Genomic DNA, 16065 nt, shown 5'->3' with positions numbered 1-16065 from the left:
TCGTGCTCAGAGGGAGTGGAACGGGAGGCCGGCGTCCGCCACCAGTTCGTCGGCGGTGTCCGGCGGCAGCAGGCTCGCGGTGCCGTCCGAGACCGGGACGACGCCGAGGTCGAGCAGCTCGGCCATCGCGGCCGTGCCCGCCAGGTCCCGGACCTGCAGCTGGTAGCGGGCGGTGGTGCGGTAGGTGCCGCCGGCGTCGTCCGAGACCTTCTGCAGGAAGCCCGAGTCGACCAGGAACACCACGGCCTTGGCGACGATGCCGATGGTGGAGCCGGAGAGCCGGCGGGCGTCCTTGGTGGCGCCGGTGGCGGTGCGCCGGGCCCACACCCGCCAGGCGGCCTCCAGGCCGGGGGCGTCGCTCTGCGGGTCGGTGTTCGCGCCCTCGGCGTCGGCCTGCTCCTCCAGGCGGCGGCAGGCCTGGCGCACGAAGGAGTCGACGCCGTTGACGGTGATCCGGCCGAGGTAGCCGTCGTCGGCGAGGTCCTCGGGGCGGGGGAAGGCCATCGCGGCGACGGCCAGGTGCGCGAGGCCGTGCAGGAAGCGGTCCGTCGACTCGGACGCGGCGCGGCGCGAGTAGTCGCCCATGCGGACGGCGAAGACCGAGTCCTCGGCGGCGGCCACGGCCATGCCCGCGCGCGGCGAGACCTCCAGCACCACCAGGCCCATGCCGGTGGCGATCGCGTCGGCGAGGCGCGCGAACGGCGGGTCCTCGCGGTGGCGGCGCACGAGCTCGGCGTACTCGGCGTCGCGGGCGGGGAGCAGCTTGGCCTGGAGGCCGAAGGAGACCAGCCGGGCGGCGTCGGCCACGTCGGCCGGGGTGATCGGCGCGGGGGCCGCGGGCTCGGTCTCGGGCGCCCAGGACGTGTCGTGGTGGGTCGTCACGGGCGGTACTCCTCGGGGCTGTTGCTGCTGGCGGTTCGGGTGGTCGGGCGGGTGGTGCGGTGCGGGGTCCGGCGGTGCATCGGCGGGCCGGTCAGCCGGCGTCCTTGCGGTCGGCGGCCATGCCGACCGCGTCCAGGAGGGCGCTGCCGACGATCAGGTCGGCGCCGCCGAACTCCCGGTCCCGCAGCGGGGTGCCGTCGTCCACCGCGAACAACAGCCGCTCCTCGCCCTGCCGGTAGGCCGTACCGACCGGCGGGCTCGCCGCGTGCACCGCGAGCAGGGCCACCAGGTACGGGAGTTCGGGATCCTGCTCGCGCGCCTCGGCGAGCAGGCCGGAGAGCCGGCGGGGCGCGTCGGCCGGCAGGTCCAGCAGCTCCAGCGCCGCCTCCAGCTGCGCCTCGGAGAAGCGGCTGTCGTCCGGGGTGGCGACGAGGTCCGGGTCGGGCAGCTCGGCGCCGAGGTGCTCGCGCTCGACCGGCGGGGTGAGCAGCAGGTCGACCAGGTCGGCGACGCGCACGGAGCTCGGGACGCGCAGCCCGGCGCCCCGGGCGAAGAACGCGCCGGTGGGGCGGACGGCCTGCTCCACCGGCAGCCGCAGCACGGGGGCGAGCAGCTGCCCGTACAGGTCGATGCCGGTGCGGACGCCGGGGGTGGCGAAGGCCTGCCGGTCCTGCTCGGCGCGGAACAGCGGGCCGGCCTCCAGCAGGCGGGTCTGCAGCTGGGTGTGGCGGCGGATGCAGTCCTTGACGATGTCGACGAGCTCGGCGGCGCGGCGCTTGTGCTCGGGCTCCTCGGCCTCGTCGCGGGCCTTGCGGATGTTGGTGAGAATCGCGTTCTCGTGCCGGTAGCGGTCGGCGATGTGGTCCAGCGCCTCGTCGATGAGGTCGGGGATGGTGCGCATCCAGTCGACGGCGCGGACGTTGCGCCGGGTCGCCTCCAGGGCGCGGCGCAGCGTCTCGGCGTACTGGACGGTGCGGTAGCGGGCCTGCTCGGCGGCGAGCTGGGCGTCGGCCAGGCGGCCGCGGCGGATCAGCACCTCCAGCTTGACCTCGGCGGCGATCTGGGCCGAGGTGACGTCCGTGTCCAGCGCGCCGACCAGGACGTTGACCGCCTCGTCGGTGGTGCGCAGGTAGACGCCGCCGTCGGGGCCCGGGACCTCCTCGATCAGCTTGAAGTCGTAGTCGCGGCGGACGTACTCGCCGTCCGCGCCGAAGGTGCCGTAGACGGCGCGGAAGCCGCGGTCGACGCTGCCGACGTTGATCAGCGACTCCAGCACCCAGCGGGCGACCCGCTCGTGCTCGGCGCCGGGACGGCCGGCGGCCTGCGCGGCGACCCGGGGCAGCAGCCGGGCGAGCACTATGTCGCGGTCGGCGCCGGTGTCGAAGTCCATGTGGAGGGTGACCAGGTCGATCGCCGCCAGGCCGACCTCGGCCATCGCGTAGCCGCCGTACTCGCCGGCCAGGTTGACCTTGCGGTTGTCCAGGTCGTGCAGCGGGGCGGTGCAGGCCAGCGCCTTGAGCCGACGGGCGAGGCCCTCGTCGGCGGCGGGGCCGGGCGCGGGGCGCGGCGCGGGCACGCCGGTGCCGGCGGCGGGCCGGAGGCCGGGCTCGGTGGGCGGGTCTGCGATGGCGGTCACGGTGGACAAGATTAGAGGTTCGCACCGACATCGACCGAAACGGGCCTTGCGGGCGGGCTGCGGCACGGCTGAGCGACCGGTGCGCAACGGGTGCGGGTGCGTGTCGGGGGTGAATTCAGAACTCGGTTTCGACGGGATCACGCCAATTCCGAACAGGAATTCGGAAAAGTCGTGGAGGCGGCGCGCCGCTTCCGTGATGATCGGCACATGATCACTCGACTGGCCAAAGCGGGCCTCGCCGCCGCGCTGTCCGTGACCACCCTCGCAGCCGCCGCCACCGGCGCCGCGGCCGCCACCGCCTCGCCCGCCGACGCCCCCGCCGTCCAGGGTCCGCACGTGACCGTGTCCGCGTACGGCACCCTGCCCAGCGCGAACCCGCCCGGGCCGGGCGCGTTCTCGGTCAGCTGGGTCTCCGCCGGCACGGAGGACGTCACCGGCCCCACCCACCTCACCCTCGACCTGCCTCCGGGGCTCACCACCCCCGACATCGCGATGATGTACTCCACGCCGTACGACTACACCTTCACCGAGACCCTCTCGCCCGACGGCCGGCACCTGGAGGCCGTCTTCACCGGCAACCGGCAGCCCGGACGGTCCGACTTCATGAAGCTGAAGATCTACCGCACCGGCACCGAGCAGCCGACCGGCCCGATCGTCGCGACGGTCTCCAACCCCAACGACACCGATCCGACCGGCCACGTCTCGGTCGTGACGCTGGACGGGAGCACCCCGGCACCGATCGTCCAGCCGGCCCCCGCCGTCACCGGCCTGGACACCACCACCGGCCCCGGCGCCGGCGGCACGGCCATCACGGTCAGCGGCAGCAACCTGGCCCACGGAATGGTGCTGATCGGCGGCACCCCCGCGGCCGGCACCTGCACCGACACCGCCTGCACGGTGACCACCCCTGGCGGCTCGGGCAGCGCGCCCGTGTCCGTGGTCACGCCGGGCGGGACGACGACGGCCGCCGGCACGTTCGACTACACCGGCGACCCGCCGCCGGCCCCGCCCGCGCCCGTCGTGTCCCTGGTGACGACCACCAGCGGGCCGGTGGCGGGCGGCACGAGCACGTACATCGTCGGCGAGAACCTGACGTACGGGACGGTGGCCTTCGGCGGGGTGCCCGGGACGCACGCCTCGTGCGGGCCGAAGTTCTGTTCGGTGACCACCCCGCCGGCCGCCGGGCCGGGCCCGGTGGACGTCACGGTGACCACGGCGGGCGGCACCAGTGCGGCGGTGGCGTTCACGTACACCTCGTAGGTCTCCGCGCTGGTGCCCCGGGCGCCGCCGTCGCGGCACCCGGGGCACCGGCGCGTTCCAGCCGCCGGCCCCGCCGCCCCGGTGTCCGACCACTTCCCCGCCGCCATGGCCTGGCTCGAACGCGTCCGCGACGGTGTCGCCGAGACCAACGACCGCTTCCCCTTCCTCGCCTACGGCACCGACTGGCTCGCCTTCGCCCACCTGGTGATCGCCGCCGCGTTCTGGGGCCCGCTCAAGGACCCGGTCCGCAACATCTGGGTCATCCGCTGGGCCGTGCTCGCCTGCGGGGCCGTGATCCCCCTCGCGCTCATCTGCGGCCCGCTGCGCGGGATCCCCGTCGCGTGGCGATTCGTCGACATGTCGTTCGGAATCTTCGGCGTCGTTCCACTGCTGATCGTGTTGCGGGCCCTGCGTCCGCTGGAACGTTCCTTCAGCGCGCAGGCTGCCGCGAACTGAACACACTGCCCGGGGCTGTGCGCTCCAGGGCGCGAATCGACGGGGCGAGCGCCGGTGCCGGCGCTCGCCGCCCGGGTCACGGTCCGCGGCCTTCACGCGCAGGCCCTACCATCTCGCTCAACAGCTGCTGGGAGGCGGACGGGCGTGGCCGATGCGGTGATCGATCTCAATGCGGACCTCGGCGAGGGGTTCGGGCGCTGGACGCTGACCGACGACGAGGCCCTGCTGTCCGTGGTGACCAGCGCCAACGTCGCCTGCGGCTTCCACGCCGGGGATCCGTCGACGATGCGCCGGGTCTGCTCGCTGGCCGCCGAGCGCGGCGTCCGGATCGGCGCCCAGGTCTCCTACCGCGACCTCGCCGGCTTCGGCCGCCGCGCGATGGACGTCCCGCCGGAGGAACTGGCCGACGAGATCGCCTACCAGATCGGCGCGCTCCAGGTGTTCGCCCGCGCCGCGGGCTCCCGCGTCTCGTACGTCAAGCCGCACGGCGCCCTCTACAACCGGGTGGTCTCCGACTCCGAGCAGGCCGAGGCCGTCGTCGCCGGCGTCCTGCGCGCCGGGGCGGTCTGCGACGGGCCGCTGCCCGTCCTCGGTCTGCCCGGTTCGCGGCTGCTCGCCGTCGCCGAGGGGGTCGGACTGCCCGTCGTCGCCGAGGCCTTCGCGGACCGCGCGTACACGCGGTCCGGCACGCTCGTGCCCCGCCGCGAGCCCGACGCGGTCGTGCACGACCCCGAGTCGGTGATCACCCGGGCCGTCGGCATCGCCCGGGACGGCACGGTGGAGGCCGTCGGCGGCGAGCACATCGGCGTCGAGGCCCGTTCCCTGTGCGTGCACGGCGACACCCCCGGCGCGGCCCAGCTCGCCTGGCGGGTGCGGGGCGCGCTCGCCTCGGCCGGGGTCCGGGTGGAGGCCTTCGCGTGACGGCCGCCGCCGTCCGGCCGGTCGGCGGGAACGCGCTGCTCGTGGAGGTGGCCGGACCGGCCGAGGTGGCCGCGCTGTACGGGTGGCTGCGCGAGCGGCAGGCCGAGGGCGCGCTCGGCGCCGTCGAGGAGATCGTGCCCGCGGCCCGGACCGTCCTGCTGGACGGCGTCGCCGACGTCGGCGCGCTCACCGCGCTGCTCGCCACCGCGCGTCCGGCGGCCGCGGACACGACGCACGGCCCGCTCCTCGAAGTACCGACCGTGTACGACGGCGTCGACCTGGGCGAGGTCGCCGCGCTGTGGGGCGTCTCCGAGGAGGCCGCCGTCCGGATCCACACCGGGCCCGAGTACGTCGTCGCCTTCTGCGGGTTCTCCCCCGGCTTCGGCTACCTGACCGGACTGCCCGCCGAGTACCGGGTGCCGCGCCGGGCCACTCCGCGCAGCGCCGTCCCGGCCGGTTCGGTCGCCCTCGCGGGCCCGTACACCGGCGTCTACCCGAGCCCGTCCCCGGGCGGCTGGCAGCTCCTGGGCCGGACGGCGCTCGCGCTGTGGGACGCGGAACGCGAACCGGCGGCCCTGCTCGCGCCGGGCGTCCGGGTGAAGTTCACGGCCGTACGGGGGCAGTGAGACTCCGGCGGCCCTTCACCGCCCCAACAGCTCCTCCGCGATGGCCCGTTGGGCCCGGTCGAGCGCCACCTCCCCGCCCTCCGCCGCCCATACGGCGTTCTGCAGCACCCTTGCGAGCGTCCACCCCGCCGCCTCCGCCCGATCCAACTCCAGGACGTCCACGAGGAGATCGAACCTCCGGCGCACCGCCCGCCGCACGTCTCCGGTGGCCACGACGTCGTCCCAGCGGTTGCGCAGCGCGGGGAGCAGCTCGAAGCCGGGGTGTCCGGCGAGCGGCTTCGGGTCGATGGCGAGCCACGGGCCGCGCCGCGCGCGGTCGAGCGGGGCGAGGACGTTGCCGAAGTGCAGGTCCCAGTGCAGGAGTTGCCCGCCGGGATCGGCCCTGACCTCGCGCAGTGCCGCCGCGCAGTCGGCGAGCAGCCGCTGTTCGTCCGGGTCGGCGAGGACGGCCGCGGCCCTGGCCGCCTCCGCGAGCATGGTGTCCGCGAGATCGGCCAATCCTCGCATTCCCGGCATGGCCTGATGTGACGTCAGCGATCGCAGCAGCTCGGCCAGCACGAGCAGGGCCACCCGGTCGTCCTCGACGGTGAGCAACGAGCGCCCCGCGTCGAGCCGTTCGAGCAGCATCGAGCCCGAGGCCGGATCGTGGTCGAGCAGCCGCACCGCGCCGCGTCCGCCCCAGGCCCGCAGGGCGGCGGGCTCGCCCGCCGTCTCCTCGTCCACCGGCTGGAGCTTGAGGACGCAGGCCTCACCGTCCGCCCGCCGCACGGGCAGCACCAGTGCGACGGCCCCGTGCGCGGGCGGACCGTCCAGGCGCAGCCCCCATCGCCGCAGCAACTCCCCTGCCAGTGCGGGCAGTCCGGCGACCCAGGCGCTCCCCTCCGGGCCGAAGAACTCGTCGAGCGACGCGGCCAGCGCGTCCGGAACCTCCACGGACGCTTGTCTTTCGAGCACGCCTCCACCCTAGGCCCTGCCGTCGGATCCCCGTCTACCCTGCGAGCGCCTCCGCCGCGGCCGCCGCGAAGCCGTCCGGGTTGTCGAGCATCACGTTGTGCCCGCACTCCGGCACCGCCACCACCCGGACCCCGGCCGCCCGCAGCCCCGGCGCCCCGTGGGGTTCGCCGTCGGGTGCCGGGTACAGGAAGGTGCGCGGCACGTCCAGGTCCAGCAGCATCTCCCGCATGGTCGGCACCGTGGCGCGGGCGAGGTGGACGGCACTGCGGTGGAGCGCCTCCGGGCCCGCCAGCCGCATCGTCGCCCACCAGGACGGGCCGACCCGCTCGGCGACTTCGTCCCGTCCTCCGGCCAGGAACTCCTCCTCGGTGTAACCGGCGAGCCCGCTGCTGCCGGGCCGCTGCGCCGCCGGGGCGATGGGGTCGAGGTTGGCGTCGACGAGGAGGAGCTTCGCGACGAGCTCGGGGTGCCGGTGGGCCAGCACGATCGCGACCGCACCGCCCATGCTGTGCCCGACGACCTCCGCTCCCGCGACGCCGGCGGCGCGCAGCGCGGCCGCGACGGCGTCGGCGTGGTCCTCCAGCGCGTAGCGGAAGTCCGCGGGCCGGTCGCTGATACCGAAGCCGAGGAGGTCGAGCAGCAGACTGCGGCGCCCGGCGAGCAGCGGGTGCGCGGCGGCCGCGGCGAAGTAGACGGGCGAGCTGGCACCGAGGCCGTGCAGGTAGACGCGGGCCGGCTCGGCGCCGGGCAGCTCGACCCAGCGGATCCGGTGACCGTCGGGCGTGACGGGGGCGTGGCGCATCGAGGGGCTCCTATTGCGGCGGGCGACGAGGCGGCGAGGGTCGGGCGTTCGGCGAACAGATGACAGCAGACAGATAACAGATGACAGATGTTGAAATCTGTCATCTGTTATCTGTCACCTGCCTGCCGATCGACATCGACCATACCTCGGCGCCGAGGTATCACGCCATCGATATACCAACGCCCCGAGGGATCCTTCTGGCAGAGTGGCCCCATGCTGAAGCTCGCCATCCTCGGGTTCCTGTACGACCGCCCCCTGCACGGCTACGAGCTGCGCCGCCACCTCGCCGCGCTCACCGGCCACGTCCGCCCCATCAGCGACGGCACCCTCTACCCGGCGATCAAGCGCCTGGAGTCCGACGGCCTGCTCGTCCGCGAGACCGAGCCCGGCACCGCCGCCGCACCCCGCCACACCCTCCACCTCACCGCCGCCGGCCGCACCGCCCTGCTCGACCGGCTGCGCGAGCCCGAGCGGCTCGACATCAGCGACGAGAACCGCTGGTTCACCCTCCTCGCGTTCCTCCGCCACCTCGACCGCCCCGCCGACCAGGCCGCCGTGCTCCGCCGCCGCCTCGCCTTCCTCGCCGAACCGGCGAGCTTCTTCTACGAGGGCGATCGCCCGGTCGGAGCCGAGGAGTTCGCCGACCCCTTCCGCCGCGGCCTGCTGCTGATCGCCCGCGCCACCACGGAGGCCGAACTCGCCTGGCTGAACGCCACGTTGGCCGACCTGACGGGCGCGGATCCGCAGCACCCGGCGGCGAATTGACCGAAACCCGTACGGGCGCCCGGGAACTCCTTCCCCTCCTGCCGCACCCGTGTTCCGATGATCGGCATGAGCGACGAACTCCCCACCCCACAGGGCCCCACCGTGCGCCGCGAGGGCTACGACGGCACCGGTCCGGGCGCGATCACCCCGGACGGCTGCGCCGTCGAGCTCTGGTCCCGCCTCCCGGTGGGCGACATCCCGGACCTGATCGAGGGCGCCGTGCCGGCCGGCGCCCGCATCCTCGAACTGGGCTGCGGCGTGGGCCGGATGACCCACCCGCTGACCGACCGCGGGTTCACCGTGACGGCCGTCGACGAGTCCGCCGAGATGCTGGCCCGGGTCCGCGAGGACGTCCGGACCGTTCGCAGCCCGATCGAGCACCTGCACCTCGGCGAGCGTTTCGACGTCGTCATGCTCGCCTCCTTCCTCGTGCACGCGGGCGACGTGGCCGTCCGCCAAGGGCTCCTGGAAACCTGCCGCCGCCACGTCACCGACGACGGCTGCGTACTGATGCAGCGCGAGGGCGAGGACTGGCACCGCAACGTGCCCCGCGAGAGCAGGCTGGCGGGCACGGACGGAGTCGCCCGGATGGTCTCGTCGACACCGAACGGGGACGGCTCGAACACCGTCCTCGCCGAGTACGAGTTCCCGGACGGCCGCTGGACCCACACCTTCCGCTCCCGGCCACTGAGCACCGAGGAGTTCGAAGGAGCCCTGGCGGAGGCCGGTCTGGCGGTGGAGCGCTACCTGACGGAGGACCGCACCTGGGTCCGGGCCCGGCCCGCCGGCTGACCACGAAAGGACCCGGTGCGCAAAGCCCGATTAAAGGGTGAACAAAGAATCGTCACTTTCACCCCGTACCATCGGCCGCGCGCCGGGCCGCGCACGGCCCGAGGGCCGGGCGGGTCGCGGCGGCACGCATGCCCGCACGCCCGTTCCGACCCGCGAGGACACCCACATGCAGCAGGACCGACGGATACCCCGGGCGGGTGTCCGGTGACGATCGACTGGTTCCACGGCGCCGTGCTCGGCCTGATCCAGGGCCTCACCGAGTTCCTGCCGATCTCCTCCAGCGCCCACCTGCGGGTCTTCTCCGCCCTGCTCGGCTGGGACGACCCGGGCGCGGCCTTCACCGCCGTCACCCAACTCGGCACCGAGGCGGCGGTGCTGATCTACTTCCGCCGCGACATCGCCTCGATCATCCGGACCTGGGCACTGTCCCTCGTCCGCCCGGCACTGCGCTCGCACCACGACGCCCGGATGGGCTGGTTCGTGATCATCGGCACCCTGCCGATCGGCATCCTGGGCAAGCTCTTCCAGGACACCATCGAGACCCACCTGCGCGACCTGCGGATCATCGGCACCACGCTGATCGTCTTCGGCCTGGTCCTGGCCTTCGCCGACCGCACCCGGGCGATCCGCCACGCCCGTCCGATCACCGACCTGACCCTCCCGCACGCCGGCGCGTACGGCCTCGCCCAGGCGCTGGCGCTGATCCCGGGCGTCTCGCGCTCCGGCGGCACGATCAGCGCGGGCCTGCTGCTCGGCTACAGCCGGGAGGCGGCGGCCCGGTACTCGTTCCTGCTGGCGATCCCGGCGGTGCTCGCCTCGGGGACGCTGGAGCTGTTCAAGATCGGCGAGGGCCCGGCCCCGGCCTGGGGGCCGACGGCCCTGGCGACCGTCATCGCCTTCGCGGTCGGCTACGCGGCGATCGCCTGGTTCCTCAAGTACATCTCGCACCACAGCTTCCTGCCGTTCGTGGTCTACCGGGTGCTGCTCGGCATCCTGATCATCGGACTGGTCGCGGGTGGCGTCCTCGCCCCGGACGCGGGCGTCGTGAAGTAGAACGGGCTTTCAACTCCGGGCCCTGAACGCCCACTCGGAAGGCAGCGGGAAGCAGCGGGGAGCAGCAAGGAGCAGAGGAAAACAGGGGGAAAGCAGGGGAAAGCACACGGGCCGGGACACCCCGGCAGGGTGCCCCGGCCCGACGCGGCCGAAAAGGTGTCTAGCGCCCGAACTCCCGGGCGGCGGTCAGTCGGCCGCGGACGGCGGCGTGGACCTCGGCCTCCTCGGCCGGGTCGGCGGCGAGTCGCCGCAATCGCTCCAGCACACGCGCGTCGCCGGTGGTGGCGACGTGCCGCGCGGCGAGCTCACGGGTGGTCTCCTCGCAGTCCCACAGGCACTCGACGGCCGGGCCCTCGGGGAAGTGCACGTCGGTCGTGGCGAGCGCCCGGGCGGCGCGTCCGCGCAGTTCGGAGGAGGCGGCCTCGCCGTAGATGTGGCGCAGGACCGGGACGGCGTCGGCGGCGGCCAGCCGCCCCGCACCGTCGACCAGCGACCCGAGCCCGGTGCCGGTGACCCCGCGCACGGAGACCCAGCGGCGCAGTCCGGCGACCACGAGGGGTGCGTCGTCCGGCTCCCCGGCGTCGGCGAGCAGCTGGACGGCGGCCTCGCCGAGGGCGCTGTCGGCGCCGCCGGTGGCCGGGTCGGCCCAGCGGCGGGCGTGCGCGAGGGCCTCGGGGCCGCGCATCCGGCCGAGCAGTTCCAGGGCGGAGCGCACCATCCGGTCGTCGACGTCGGCCGCGGCGGCCTCGATCAGCTCGGCGGCGGCGGGATCCCGCTGGTCGACGAGGTAGCGCAGGGCCGCTCTGCGGGCGCCGGGCAGGCCGTCGCGGGCGGCCTCGATGAGCGCGGGCCGGTCCTCGGGGCGGACGACGGCGGTCAGGCAGCGGGCGGCCGCGGCGGCGCGGCGGTCGACGGCGTCGGGGCCGGGCCCGGCGGTGTCACCGCGCCCCACCTGGGCGGACGGCTCCGGACGGCCGAGGAAGGCGCCGGCGCCGAGGCCGCCGAGCTCCCCCTGGTCGGCCCAGGCGAGCACGTCGGCGGTGGACCAGCCGGGAGTGACGCCGCTGCGGTTGAGCTGGCGCTGCCACACGTCGAAGGGCGACTGCTCGCTGGCCGCCGCGACCCTCGGGTGGTAGGCGGCCCACAGCCGCCAGGGCCGGGGCTCGTAGGCGTTGCGGATGAACTCGCGCAGCTCGGCGTCGCCCTCGGGGCCCGGCGGGAAGCGGTCCAGCACGGCGGTGCCGAGGAGGAGCAGGCCGCGGTCGTCGTCGCGCAGCGCGAGCTCGTCCAGGGCCCAGGCCCAGTTGGCGCCGGTGGCGGCGTACTCGCGCAGCATCAGCAGCGCGTCGCGCCGGCCGTACGCGGCGAGGTGGCCGAGGACGGACAGGGCGAGGCCCGTGCGGTTCTCGTCATCGCTGACCAGGTCCTCCGCGGAGTGGAGGTGGTCCTCGATTCCGTCGAGGGGGGCTTCCAGCTCCATGTAGAGGCGCGCGTAGTACAGCGAGCGGCTCTCGACCTGCCAGTCGGCTCGTGGGTCCCTGGTGACACACTCCTCCAGCGCGGCGATGGCCTCGGTACGGTCGGCGGCCAGCGCGTGGAGCTGCCCGTCACCGCGGCCCCGCTGCAGGAGGCCGAGGAGGCTGGCACTAGGTGCTATCACTGGCTCGAACATGAGGTCAGCATCCGTTGCGGCGGTCGTAGTGGCAACGGGATTTCCGTCGCCGGGGTCTCTGGTGGGTACTGCGGTGGGCGCCCGGGCGCCGGAATCACCGAAGGTTACCGCCTCGGGCCCCGGTCCGCACACAGGGCGACGAACGCTTCGGCCACAGTGGCATATGCCAGAGGAATTTTGCCCACGTTCTGTCCAAAACCCCACGGAGAGGACGCGGCTGTGCGACAGTCGTTTCACCAACCGCCACGGCCCGCTCACACCGAGCGAGCGCCCCAGATCGATGGACCGGTCATGAACATGTCCTCGGCCCCGGCGCGCCCGCCGGGCACCGCCCTCGCGGACGGCACCCCGACGGGCGGCACGGGCGCGGGCACGGCCACCGCCACGGCCGCCCCGAGCGCCGGACCGGCCCCGGGCGCGGCGGAAGCGGGCACGCCGGAGTCCGGCGCGTCCGACGGCGGAACGGACGGCGGCAGAGTGGACGGCACGGCGCAGGAGCCGTCCGGCCCCACGGTCTGCTCCGCCGAATGGGACCTCCTCACCGACGGGGTCCGCTGGGACGCCGGAACCTTCCGGCTCCTCGGCTGCGACCCCGGACACGGCCCGCTCAGCCTCGACCGGCTGCCCGACCGCCTTCCGGAGGCCGACCGGCCGCTGCTGCGGCGGATGATGACCGACACCCTCGTACACGGGCGCACCACGTGCGGCACCCTGCGCGTCCGCCGGTTCGACGGCACGCACGACAGCGTCGAGTGCGCGGGCGAGCCCGTCCTCGGCCCGGACGGCACCGTCACCGCGCTGCGCATGCTCCTGCGGCCGGCCGCACGCGCCGGAGCCGGCGAGCACCGCTGACCGCGCCGCGGCGGATACACCCGCCGGTCCGGCCCCGCGTCCGCCCCACCGGCACCCCGGTCCGAACGGGCGCCCCGCTCCGAACGGACGTCCCGTTCCCGGACGTCCGTCCCCTCAGGTCGCCCGCGGCCGGTTCTTCGCGTCCGCCACCCGCAGCTCCTGCCCCAGCTGGACCCGGAGCTCGTCGACCGCCGGCAGCCCGCGGTACTGCGCCGTCAGCCGGTACATCTCCCGCAGCCGGTCCCACGTGCGGTGCGAGGAGTTCTGCCCGATCAGGTTCATCACCATCTTGGCCTGGAGCTCCGCCGCGTCCGGCTCCCCGGTGATCCAGTGCACCGAGGCCAGCGTGATCCGGTCGAACAGCGCCGAGCGCAGCTGCCCGGTGCCCTCCCGCAGGGCGATCACCCGCTCCGCGTGCCGCCGCGCCTGCGGCGCCGCCGACAGGTCGTGCTCCGCGAGCGTGCGCAGCACCAGCGCCTGCATGCCGCGCAGTTCGGCCTCGTCGAACACCTGCATCCAGGACGGCGGCGGCTCCGGCGCGTCCTCGGCGAACAGGTCCTCGGCCTCGCCGAGCAGCCGGTAGGTGTCCTGCGTGTGCCCGATCGAGGCGTGCGCCCACGCCTCGACGGTGTTCAGCATCGCCTGCGTCCTCGGCAGCAGCCGGCCGCCCGCCGCCTTCGCCGCCGCCATCAGGTCGATCGCGTCGTCCGCCCGGCCCAGGTGCACCATCTGCCGGGCCGCGCGCGAGATCGCCTCGCCCGCCCGCGGCCGGTCGCCCGCCTCCTTGGCCGCCTCCGCGGCGATCATGAAGTACCGCTGGGCGGTGGGCTCCAGGCCCACGTCGTGCGACATCCAGCCGGCCAGCACCGCGAGGTTCGCCGCGACCAGCCACAGCCGCCGCTCCACGGAGGGCGGGTGCCGGTGCGTCAGCAGCCCGCCCACCTCGTTCAGCTGACCGACCACCGCCTTGCGCTGCAGCCCGCCGCCGCGCGCCGCGTCCCACGCCCGGAACACCTGCACCGAGCGCTCCAGCGCCTCCACCTCGTCGAGCCCGACCGGGCCCGCGTCGTACACGTCCACCACCGGGCGCGCGCCCGCCCCGGTGATCACCTGGCGCGGCCCGGGCGCCGAGGCCGCGTACGCGACCGCGTCCCCGCCCAGCCAGCCCCTCAGGGAGTCGGCGATGACCGCCCCGGCCGTGAGCGCGGCGCCCGCGCCCACCAATCCACGTCGGTTCAGCATGAGGTCCATTCCCGTGAACTCGGTGAGGACCGCGGCCGTTCGATCCGGCGACCATGGCTCCGCTGCGGACTGCGCCGCCCCGCTCCTGGTGGGCCGGTGTCGTTCCAGACCGAGGTCCTCAGTGGTGACGACACGTCCGAGCCGCTCCGTGAACACGGTCGCCAGCACCCGCGGCACCGGATCGCGGGGGATCTCCCCCTGCTCGATCCAGCGCCGTACCCTCGAGGTGTCGGTGGACAGCTGCTGCTGACCCAGCGCGGCGCCCCTACGGTTGACCAGCCGCGCCAGCTCGCCCTTCGACCATCCGGTCAGGACGAACAGATCGGCGAGTCGGGTGTTGGGTCCCCTGCTCACGTGAAGCCCCCAGGTTCCTCGGCTGGTTCGAGGCTAGAGGCTCCGGCAAGTGCCAGGCGAGCATTCGCCACCGTTCGCCAGGGCCCGCCAGACTACTAAGCCAGTGCGGCGCGGGTGTGTTGTAGGGGTGCGCCACCTCGCCCCCGGGGCGGGAGGCGCTCCGGACCGGCGTCGGGGCATCCCCCGACCGTGGCGAGGGGCGCGCCCGGTCCTCACCCGAGGGGGTGGCGCGGCCGGGTGGCGCGGGAGCGCCGGGCACGGCCACGGCGGCTCCGGCCGACCGCATTCCCCAGGGTGCGGACGGCCGGGACACCGCCGGACCAGGGGACCCCTCCCCGCGTCCGTGCCCGGCGCCCGCGCACCACCCGGCCGTCGGACACCACCCGAACACCCCTCGCAGCACCCCCCGCACCACCGCCGCACCACCCCCCGAAGCAGGGCCCCCGGCACACCAGGAAGCACGGGGCACCGGCCCTCCCCCGCCCCCGCGGGGCGCACCCGCCGACGGACAGGAAGGGACCACCCTCACCCCATGTACTCCTCAGCGACGACCCCCACGCCGAGCCCGACCCGCACCGCGCTGCGCCCCCCCACCGCGGCCGCGGGCCGTCCCGGCCCCAAGCAGGCGCCCCCGCCGAGCCGCCCGGCGGCCCCGCGCGGCGCCGAGGGCCGGTCCGCGGACGCCCGGGTTCCGGCCGGCCGCAGCGCGCTGGGTCTGCGCGGCCCCGAGGCCGCCCCCCCGGCCGGCGGCCGGGTCCCCCTCGCCCGCCAGGTCGACGGCCGCCTGCTGCGCGGCCCGCACCGGCCGGGCACCCCGATCGGCCCCGAGCGGATCGACCCCTCGGCGCTCCAGACCCCGGCGGTACGGGCCGCGCTGGCGAGCGTCGCGCGGATATGTCCCGCGTTCACCCCGCGCCAGGTGCTGCGCGAGGGCAGCCGCCACATCCTGGTGGCGGGCACCATCGGGCGGGCCCCGGTGGTCGCCAAGTGCCTCGCGCCGCAGGCCGTGCGGAGTGAGTACTTCGAGCAGCTGGTGGCCGACTTCCACCACGAGGTCGCGGTCTACCGGGCGTTCGTGCGCCATCGTCCGCCGGTGCGCCTGCCCCGGCTGGTCGCCGCCGACCACGACCGGTGCGTGCTCGTCCTGGAGCGCGGTCCCGGGCGGCCGGCCGCCCGGGAACGCCACCCCGTCAACGCGCCCACCCCGGGCGAGGTCCGGGCCCTGCTCACCGCCGTCCGGACGCTCAACCTGTGGCGCCCGCCGGGCGACGTGTTCCAGCCCCGGCTGGACTACCAGATGGAGATCGCCCGCTACCACTCGGTCGGCCAGCTGACCGACCGGGACGCCGGCGACCTGCGCGGCCTGCTGCACGGCCTCGGCCACACCCCACTCCAGCTCTGCCACGGCGACGCCCTGCTCAGCAACATGCTGCTGGCGCCGTCCGGTCCGGTGCTGGTGGACTGGGAGCAGGCCGGCTGGTACCTGCCCGGCTACGACCTCGCGGTCCTGTGGAGCGTCCTGTCCGGCGACACCGCGGCGCGCCGTCAGATCAGCCAACTCGCCCAGAGCGGCGGCACGATGGCCAGGGACGCGTTCCTGATCAACCTGGTGCTCGTGCTGATGCGCGAGATCCGGCTCTACGACGTCCCGGGCGCGGGCGAGGAGCAGCGGATCATGATCCGCCGCCTCTACGACGACGCCGCGCTGGCCCGCCGGGCCGTCCGGGCCGCCGTGGGCACCCGCTGACCGACCGGTCCCGGGCCGCCCTGGAGCGCGGCACCCGTGCCGCTGCGGCCC

The 16065-nt window shown here is 75.0% G+C and carries 15 protein-coding genes; 9 read left to right on the top strand and 6 right to left on the bottom strand.

Annotated features, from left to right (window positions below):
* Positions 1–6: 6 nt before the first annotated feature.
* Entirely contained in the window at positions 7–882 is an 876-nt protein-coding gene (locus tag ACFXDE_RS36300; protein WP_363656620.1) for a hypothetical protein, read from the bottom strand.
* Between the two features lie 91 nt (positions 883–973).
* Positions 974–2509 carry a hypothetical protein gene (locus tag ACFXDE_RS36295; protein ID WP_380498686.1) on the bottom strand — a complete coding sequence of 512 codons (1536 nt, stop codon included), beginning with the start codon at positions 2507–2509 and terminating at the stop codon, positions 974–976.
* A 216-nt stretch (positions 2510–2725) separates the two neighbouring features.
* Between ACFXDE_RS36295 and ACFXDE_RS36290 the strand changes: the two genes are divergently transcribed.
* The 4 genes from ACFXDE_RS36290 (at position 2726) to ACFXDE_RS36275 (ending at position 5781) form a co-directional block, all read left to right on the top strand.
* Positions 2726–3778, top strand: coding sequence for an IPT/TIG domain-containing protein (locus ACFXDE_RS36290; RefSeq protein ID WP_380498672.1), 1053 nt, complete (start codon positions 2726–2728; stop codon positions 3776–3778).
* Positions 3779–3859: 81 nt separating this feature from the next.
* On the top strand, positions 3860–4234 hold the full coding sequence (locus ACFXDE_RS36285; protein WP_380498671.1) for a hypothetical protein: 375 nt from the start codon (positions 3860–3862) through the stop codon (positions 4232–4234).
* Between the two features lie 144 nt (positions 4235–4378).
* Positions 4379–5155, top strand: coding sequence for a LamB/YcsF family protein (locus tag ACFXDE_RS36280; RefSeq protein WP_380498670.1), 777 nt, complete (start codon positions 4379–4381; stop codon positions 5153–5155).
* Positions 5152–5781 carry an allophanate hydrolase subunit 1 gene (locus ACFXDE_RS36275; protein ID WP_380498669.1) on the top strand — a complete coding sequence of 210 codons (630 nt, stop codon included), beginning with the start codon at positions 5152–5154 and terminating at the stop codon, positions 5779–5781. The genes ACFXDE_RS36280 and ACFXDE_RS36275 overlap by 4 nt, the downstream gene beginning before the upstream one ends.
* 15 nt (positions 5782–5796) lie before the next feature.
* Here ACFXDE_RS36275 and ACFXDE_RS36270 read toward each other — a convergent pair whose 3' ends face one another.
* Together ACFXDE_RS36270 and ACFXDE_RS36265 are read right to left on the bottom strand one after the other, a co-directional pair.
* Positions 5797–6714 carry an aminoglycoside phosphotransferase family protein gene (locus ACFXDE_RS36270; RefSeq protein WP_380498685.1) on the bottom strand — a complete coding sequence of 306 codons (918 nt, stop codon included), beginning with the start codon at positions 6712–6714 and terminating at the stop codon, positions 5797–5799.
* 55 nt (positions 6715–6769) lie between these two features.
* Positions 6770–7537 carry an alpha/beta fold hydrolase gene (locus ACFXDE_RS36265; RefSeq protein ID WP_380498668.1) on the bottom strand — a complete coding sequence of 256 codons (768 nt, stop codon included), beginning with the start codon at positions 7535–7537 and terminating at the stop codon, positions 6770–6772.
* Positions 7538–7750: 213 nt separating this feature from the next.
* Between ACFXDE_RS36265 and ACFXDE_RS36260 the strand changes: the two genes are divergently transcribed.
* The 3 genes from ACFXDE_RS36260 (at position 7751) to ACFXDE_RS36250 (ending at position 10147) form a co-directional block, all read left to right on the top strand.
* Positions 7751–8302: a PadR family transcriptional regulator gene (locus tag ACFXDE_RS36260; RefSeq protein ID WP_380498667.1), complete on the top strand. Its 552-nt coding sequence runs from the start codon at positions 7751–7753 to the stop codon at positions 8300–8302.
* A gap of 66 nt (positions 8303–8368) precedes the next feature.
* Positions 8369–9094, top strand: coding sequence for a class I SAM-dependent methyltransferase (locus ACFXDE_RS36255; protein WP_380498666.1), 726 nt, complete (start codon positions 8369–8371; stop codon positions 9092–9094).
* Positions 9095–9304: 210 nt separating this feature from the next.
* Positions 9305–10147: an undecaprenyl-diphosphate phosphatase gene (locus ACFXDE_RS36250; protein WP_380498684.1), complete on the top strand. Its 843-nt coding sequence runs from the start codon at positions 9305–9307 to the stop codon at positions 10145–10147.
* Positions 10148–10307: 160 nt separating this feature from the next.
* On the opposite strand, the gene ACFXDE_RS36245 is transcribed toward ACFXDE_RS36250, so the two are convergent.
* Positions 10308–11819, bottom strand: a complete 1512-nt coding sequence (locus tag ACFXDE_RS36245; RefSeq protein ID WP_380498665.1) for a HEAT repeat domain-containing protein — start codon at positions 11817–11819, stop codon at positions 10308–10310.
* A 291-nt stretch (positions 11820–12110) separates the two neighbouring features.
* Here ACFXDE_RS36245 and ACFXDE_RS36240 point away from each other — a divergent pair, with 291 nt between their 5' ends.
* Positions 12111–12671, top strand: coding sequence for a hypothetical protein (locus ACFXDE_RS36240; protein ID WP_380445709.1), 561 nt, complete (start codon positions 12111–12113; stop codon positions 12669–12671).
* Between the two features lie 114 nt (positions 12672–12785).
* Here ACFXDE_RS36240 and ACFXDE_RS36235 read toward each other — a convergent pair whose 3' ends face one another.
* Positions 12786–14267 carry a hypothetical protein gene (locus tag ACFXDE_RS36235; RefSeq protein ID WP_380498664.1) on the bottom strand — a complete coding sequence of 494 codons (1482 nt, stop codon included), beginning with the start codon at positions 14265–14267 and terminating at the stop codon, positions 12786–12788.
* A 532-nt stretch (positions 14268–14799) separates the two neighbouring features.
* Here ACFXDE_RS36235 and ACFXDE_RS36230 point away from each other — a divergent pair.
* Entirely contained in the window at positions 14800–16014 is a 1215-nt protein-coding gene (locus ACFXDE_RS36230; protein WP_380498663.1) for an aminoglycoside phosphotransferase family protein, read from the top strand.
* The last annotated feature ends 51 nt before the right edge of the window (positions 16015–16065 follow it).

Origin of the sequence: Kitasatospora sp. NPDC059408 (assembly GCF_042751525.1) — a bacterium.
Classification (GTDB): Bacteria; Actinomycetota; Actinomycetes; order Streptomycetales; family Streptomycetaceae; genus Kitasatospora.
This window is presented reverse-complemented; position numbering and strand designations above follow the sequence as displayed.